The organism is Thalassotalea sp. 1_MG-2023 (assembly GCF_030546745.1).
In the GTDB taxonomy this organism is placed as follows: domain Bacteria; phylum Pseudomonadota; class Gammaproteobacteria; order Enterobacterales; family Alteromonadaceae; genus Thalassotalea_C.
The window spans coordinates 1-6,266 of the sequence record NZ_JAUOPD010000047.1; the positions used below are offsets into that span (position 1 = coordinate 1).

4 protein-coding genes and 2 pseudogenes are annotated in these 6,266 nt (G+C 37.6%); all 6 read right to left on the minus strand.

Annotated elements, in window-relative coordinates:
* Positions 1 to 468: 468 nt before the first annotated feature.
* Positions 469 to 1,128 (minus strand): annotated as a pseudogene (locus Q4489_RS17985) (RHS repeat-associated core domain-containing protein); the annotation flags it as partial.
* Positions 1,129 to 1,332: 204 nt separating this feature from the next.
* Positions 1,333 to 2,868 (minus strand): Fic family protein, encoded by a 1,536-nt coding sequence (locus Q4489_RS17990; protein ID WP_303483267.1) that lies wholly within the window; start codon positions 2,866 to 2,868, stop codon positions 1,333 to 1,335.
* A gap of 275 nt (positions 2,869 to 3,143) precedes the next feature.
* Positions 3,144 to 3,404 (minus strand): tyrosine-type recombinase/integrase, encoded by a 261-nt coding sequence (locus Q4489_RS17995; RefSeq protein WP_303483270.1) that lies wholly within the window; start codon positions 3,402 to 3,404, stop codon positions 3,144 to 3,146.
* Between the two features lie 9 nt (positions 3,405 to 3,413).
* A pseudogene (locus tag Q4489_RS18000) lies at positions 3,414 to 4,606 on the minus strand (IS3 family transposase).
* The gene (locus Q4489_RS18005) at positions 4,561 to 4,707 is read right to left on the minus strand and encodes a hypothetical protein (protein WP_303483276.1); all 147 of its coding nucleotides are present in this window, start codon (positions 4,705 to 4,707) and stop codon (positions 4,561 to 4,563) included. The pseudogene Q4489_RS18000 and the gene Q4489_RS18005 overlap by 46 nt, the downstream one beginning before the upstream one ends.
* A 690-nt stretch (positions 4,708 to 5,397) precedes the next feature.
* Complete coding sequence (locus Q4489_RS18010; protein ID WP_303483273.1) at positions 5,398 to 5,991, minus strand: hypothetical protein; 594 nt, start codon at positions 5,989 to 5,991, stop codon at positions 5,398 to 5,400.
* Between the last annotated feature and the right edge of the window lie 275 nt (positions 5,992 to 6,266).

Below are 6,266 nucleotides of genomic sequence, written 5' to 3' on the forward strand. Positions count from 1 at the left end.
AAGGCAATTAAGCAATTGCATTTAACTGGAGGAGCACATTCCTTTGATACTTTATAGAATTTGTGGGGATCACTCAGTCACCGACCCCTTTATTAATTTGCGTTTAAACATTAAAGTATATTTAATTTCATATTTTCACACTTTCAATAATTTCATCGCCAAAAAAGCTTCTGGAAAAATATATATGTTCATTTTCTATTTTTTTTTAGATTAATAACATCATCCTTGACTTTCAGTTTTACTAATTTATGAGTATCTAAATTAATTTTTGTAAGAACAAACCCATTAAAAAAAAGTTTTTCTTTCTAATTGGAATATATAAAGTTCGACCTTGCACTAAAGCAGGTCCTCCAAAATACAAAGACGGAATTATCCATTTATCATCTATAAATAAACGACCGATAGTTGGACCACCCTGGCATATTTCCTGACGAAACTTAACGCTAATGGTCTCTCCTGAGGAGGAGGTTATATCATTATAATTAACTGGATCAAACCACCTGGATGTTTAAACCCTTGCGGTCCAACTATACCAAAAGTTATTGAGCTGCCTCTCGGTATAGTTCCGGTAGTCAATCTTGTTAACGGATTCCATGCAGGCTTTATAGCATTAAATGTCCTATTAGCCCAAACGCCATGACCAATTGGTAATCCCCAATGTTGCGCTCCGTTGGCGCTAATACTTCCAAACCGTTGTACTGAAAGGTTCATAGGCGTTTTAATCGTTATACTACCGAATAAAAACCCCTTGGTTGTAGTAAAAGTACCTTGTAAAAGAGCCGTTCCACCGATTAAATAACATTCAGGGCATACGCTTACAATACCAGGTTCAGTAGGAATAGACGTATTAGAAGTTTGAGTGGTTGTTGTAGATGACGAGTTGTTCGAATTTGAGGTTTCATCACCTTTATCACCACTTCCAGAGGAATACGAATAATCACATCCCGTTACCCCACAAAAATTATTTTCTCTCTCCTTTCTTTCCATCCCCGTAGGATCTGTATCTTTATAAGGGTTATTTCCCACATAAGAAAACCTATTAAAAGTACTAATTACCCCCGTAAATCCTATGGGATCATTACTATAAAATCGCCCGATAACTGGATCATAGTATCGTGCCTGCATATAAAATAATCCGAAACGTGATCCAGATTACTTTCTTTTGAAATGGGAATAAAGTGCTTTGTAGAGAGGGCCTTACATCCTTGGCTGTATTTAAAAGAACAACATCGATTCGTCACTGAATCGCATTAAGCTTAGCATATTTATTGAACAGTTAGTAAGTGTTATCTCTTATACCATGACTAACTGTTCACCGACAAAATGGTTCACTTAATCAAGCAAAAATACTTCTTGATATTTACTTTCAATTTCTTTTACCTCTGCCTCAGTTAGTGCAGAGAACTCTCTAGTTGTAGCTCTTTTCGATAACCTACCATTACTCTGACGCAAAAAGTTAAGTAGTAAACTTAAGCTTTTTTGAGGCATATCAAACCGATTATTTACATAGTTCCAAATCTCATCGTATCTTTCAAGATAAAGAACTTCCTCAGGAAGAACAGTGTCTACCGTATCTTTTACACACTCAAACAAAAACTCCACTTGGCGTGTCATATCTCCATATCGATACAAGTCAGCCGTTTCATTTGTTACATGAACATTGTTATCTTGAGTCGGTTGCCATTCAACATACTTCAAACGTGGTTGTGTAAACTGCTCTAACACGGCTTTGTACTCTTCTATTTTTTCTAGAATGACTGCTGATACGGGGAAAATAACTCCTTTTGGCGTGAAGCCGCTCTCAGCTAATACGTGATGAATTAGGTAGCGATGAATTCGTCCATTACCATCTTCTAACGGATGAATAATAACAAATGAAAAGGCAATGATTGCAGCAGCTAAAACAGGATGAAATCCTGAGTCTTTCATTAATTCATACCCATTTAGATAAGCAGCGAGTAGCTCATCAAGATCTTCTGGCTTTGCTGATATATGTTCAGGTATTGGTATGTTGGTCACACGATCATGCTCACCAACAAAACCGCCAACGCAACGAATTCCCGGCAGGATAAATCGACCATCAGGAATGACTACTTCTTGTAAACGTTCTATCTCTTCTACGGTTAATGGCTGCATGCCTGCTTGACCGATAATTTTCCCCCATCGCTCTATACGATTATGAGGTGGCGCTTCTCCTTCAATGGTATATGAAGCCTTAGAATCTGAAAGCAATAAAAAAGCAGCAGCCCTTGCAAGTAAGTCACTGTGAACAGCCCCTATATTTTTGGCCGCTTTTTCGTCTAAGTTTTCCCCTATATACTGAACAAGCTTCTCTGTTTTCTTAATTAAGGGACAAAACCCATTAACCCCCGGTAAGTTGTTATTTATTCGTTGGCGTGAAACCTTGGTTTTGGCGCAACCAAATTGCAGTTCTTCATTTAGCGCGTCAACATAATTACCAGTAGTAACATCCTCAATGGGTAGTACTTGCGCAGTAAGCCATTCAAAGAAAAACCAAATTCTGCGGCTATACGCGCCTGTTATTTCATTTTCAACTGAAGCAGTAATATCTGCGATTGCTAAAGCGCCAAATAAGCTTTTCATAATTGCTAAATCAGCACCTTCGTATTTCAACGCAAATGTTAATTGTGCAAACCAATGTGCTTCAGGCTGATAACGGCTTCCCCATATTAACCATCTTCCTTTGCTTCGTTTAGCGTTTATAGCTGGAACAATGGCGCATATCGCATTAGGAGCAGGAACGCTTAGTTGAAATTCATTGATAAGCCAAGCATATCCAACCAGCTCAGCTTCAGGCTCTGGATAGATTTCTTCATCAAAGAACTTTGCGCGTTTAGCTAATACCATATTACCAACCTAAAAATGATGATTTACCATGAAAAACGATTACAACCCATGAAAAATGATTATATACAGTATCGCTTCATGAATTATGATTACAAACTATATTATGGTTGAAAATTTAAATCAACTGCGTGAAAAACAATTATGAGGCGTGAAATATGATTAAATATCATGAGCTGGTGTGAATTATGGTTATTTATTAGTAAATACCATAGTAATTTATTACTAATTCAAATTATAAAAAAAAGGGTAATGCAAGTGCATTACCCTTGGCTAAGCTAGAATATGCTGTCATCACTTAACGCTGATGGATGAGATTTACCATAAACCTCAGCCAACTTAGAGCGAGAGACATGAGTGTATATTTGCGTGGTAGAAATATCAGCATGACCTAACATTTCTTGTACGTGACGCAAATCAGCACCGTTATCTAACATCTTAGTAGCCGTGGCATGACGAAAGATATAACAAGAGCCAGCACGTTTAATACCAGCTAATTTAACATAGCGAGATTGATCTTCCCCCAGAAAAGTGGACACCTGCCACTTTTAAATTCCTGCCAATTCAAACTCAACAGGTGTTTGATATCCTAAACTTGAATGCAATCGCTGTCTATTGTAAAAGTAATTTAAATAACCTTTTAGTTTAGAATGTAACTTACTCATTGTTTCAAAACGATTTCCTCGAATGATGTCAGCTTTCAATGAGTGAAAAAACGACTCCACTTCCGCATTATCTGTGCAACAACCAGGACGGTTCATACTGGCATTAATATTGTGATTTTTTAAGTAGTTTTGAACATTGTGGGCGCGATATTCGGCACCTCGGTCAGTATGAAATAATACGCTTTCAACGGGTTGGCGTTTTTTAATAGCAAGCCGTAATGCTTTTAACGTCAGCTCAGTTGATTTGTTTTTACCAAAGGCCCAGCCAATAACACGACGAGAGTATAAATCGATTACAACAGCAAGGTAATGCCAATGTGCGCCAACTTTAAGGTACGTGATATCACCTGACCATTGCTGATTTGTCGCTGTCGGCTTGTCTATGTTTTTACGCTTATTTTGAATTTCCTTATAGAAAAATTTAACCTTAGCTGGTTTGCTATATGTCTTTATTGCCCTAGCTCTCAAACCACTTTCTTGCATTAACCTTGCAACCCGTTTTTTGCTTGTTCTAATACCTAATCTTTTCAACGCATAAAACACACGAGGGCTGCCATACGTCTGATGATGAGCATTAAACACGGCTTCTATTTGCTGTAATAACGCTGCATCCCTTAACACTTTGGCTGATAAAGGGCGATTGCGCCAAGCATAAAATCCACTGGGAGAAACGTTGAGCCAATTACGTAGGTACTTCACACCTAAGACTTGTCCGAATTTGTGGATGAATCCAAATCGCTCTGATGTACTTCCGCCAGATACCGTTGCCACTTTGTTAGCAAGTCGCTCTCCAGTTTCAGACGCTCATTTTCCTTTTTAAGCTTTTGAATTGCCGACAGTTATTTTTGGGTGGGGACTTTACTCATTATTTCATTGCTGCCTAGGTAGCGCTGATGCTTAGAGAATTTACCTTCTCTGTATTCCTTCCGCCAACGACTGAGCATAAACGGATGAATATCCAGTGCTAAAGCAACATCCTTTGACATGACATTGTATTTTAAGCTTAGTTTGACTGCTTTAATTTTGAAACTTACTGGGTAAAACCATGTTTTTCTAGGTTGTGTATATTTGGGCATTTACCATTTTTATTAATAAATAAGCTATTTGTTAAAGTAAATTCAAAGCCTATCAAAACAGCTAAACTAAACGTTAAATTAGCTCGTTGATAAAAATTCATCGTCCTTCCTTGCTCGCATAATAATCAACCAATATACATCATTACTGATACATAAAAAATATCCAGCAGAATCCGTATTTTTAGCTAAACTAGGATAGGATTGTTGCGAGCGATCTACACAGAATAATGCTCGTTTCCTTACTAATAAACTAAGGAGCAACCTATGGTTAGTAAATTACACGCTGAATTTTCCTCACTTACCAAAATTTTTTATTCATCTGACGACACTATAAACTAGGAAATATCTCTCCAGAAGAATATGAAATAAAATTAAGAAAAAGTGCCTAAAGAAGTCTCCAAGTTTATTTGACCGTTACAGTATATTGGAAATTTCTTAATAGAATCTTGCCATAGAAAGCCCCTGTATTGGATAGTTTATACTTACTAACGGGCCGTTTATTAACCAATAGATCGACTTCGAAATAGTATCAACTCTTTTACTAAAAGCTGTCGATGCTATTTACGAACGTTGACTTTGTTCAACTGAATTCATTGTGTTTTTCTACAGAGGATTCAATCTTTGAAACTCCTGCTTCAATATATACGAATAACGTTCATAACTTTTACTCTGTGTTGCTCATAAATACAGTGTGAGTTAAAGGGGAGGAGGCCAAATAAAGGAGGGGCGTATATTTGGCCTTGTTGTTTGATTGCAGTCTGCGATTAGCCCCACTATTAAAAAGGTTTTTCCTAGTCTTTATATCCCCAAGGAGTGGCTGGCGGACTGATCGGCTTGGTTAAATCAAAATCAACACGAAACTCTCGACCTTGGCGAATTAAGCGATAAGTAAATTTTTCAGGGTAAATATACATCTGCCATGTATTCCCCATTGACTGAGGGATGCCTTGGCTTACAAATAGCTCTTTTGAATATTGATCGGCAGGAAAAGACTGCACATTTTCAAAACCTGCATCAACAGTATGGCCGCCGTACATCGTTGATACATCATTTGTACCGTCTTTATGACGATGATCATGCTTTAAACTTAACCCACTGCCTGTTTTAGTTATAATCCAAGTACGAGATGCATCCTTTCCTACATGAAATGGTACTTGTAGCTCACGTTCGTTACATCGGCGCACATGCATAATAAGCTTTTTATTAGCAAATGAGCTCGGCCCTTTGGCATTATCAACCGTTACTGTGCCTTCATACGCTTTACCGCAGTGGGCAGCAATATTGTTAAAAAAGCCATCATGGCTTGGAATAGATACTAATGGTGCTGGACGTGTAATTGCTGAAGTGGATGCTAATAAAAAAGCCACTGTTGTTAATAATTCCATAATATATCCAAAAAATTTAAAGGTGTAGCTTAGCTTGTTAGGAAAGACAAAGAAAGTAACCGAGGTGAGAGGTATTCAGTAAAAGTGAAACTATATTTTTGATTTGAATATTTAGTGCAAGAGGTAAGGCTTGCTTCTACTATTATCATCAGTAGGCCAGTTTGATATTTTACAGACGAAAAAAAGCCTCAACCGAAGTTGAAGCTTTTCTTATAAATGGTGCCGACTGCCGGAGTCGAACTGCCAAACCTGCTTAGCTACTGATTCATCAGTAG

Excerpts from the sequence above, each read along its gene's own strand:
- Q4489_RS18010 (WP_303483273.1), bottom strand. The coding sequence starts at position 5,991 with ATGGAATTATTAACAACAGTGGCTTTTTTATTAGCATCCACTTCAGCA.
- Q4489_RS18005 (WP_303483276.1), bottom strand. The coding sequence starts at position 4,707 with ATGAATTTTTATCAACGAGCTAATTTAACGTTTAGTTTAGCTGTTTTG.
- Q4489_RS17990 (WP_303483267.1), bottom strand. The coding sequence starts at position 2,868 with ATGGTATTAGCTAAACGCGCAAAGTTCTTTGATGAAGAAATCTATCCA.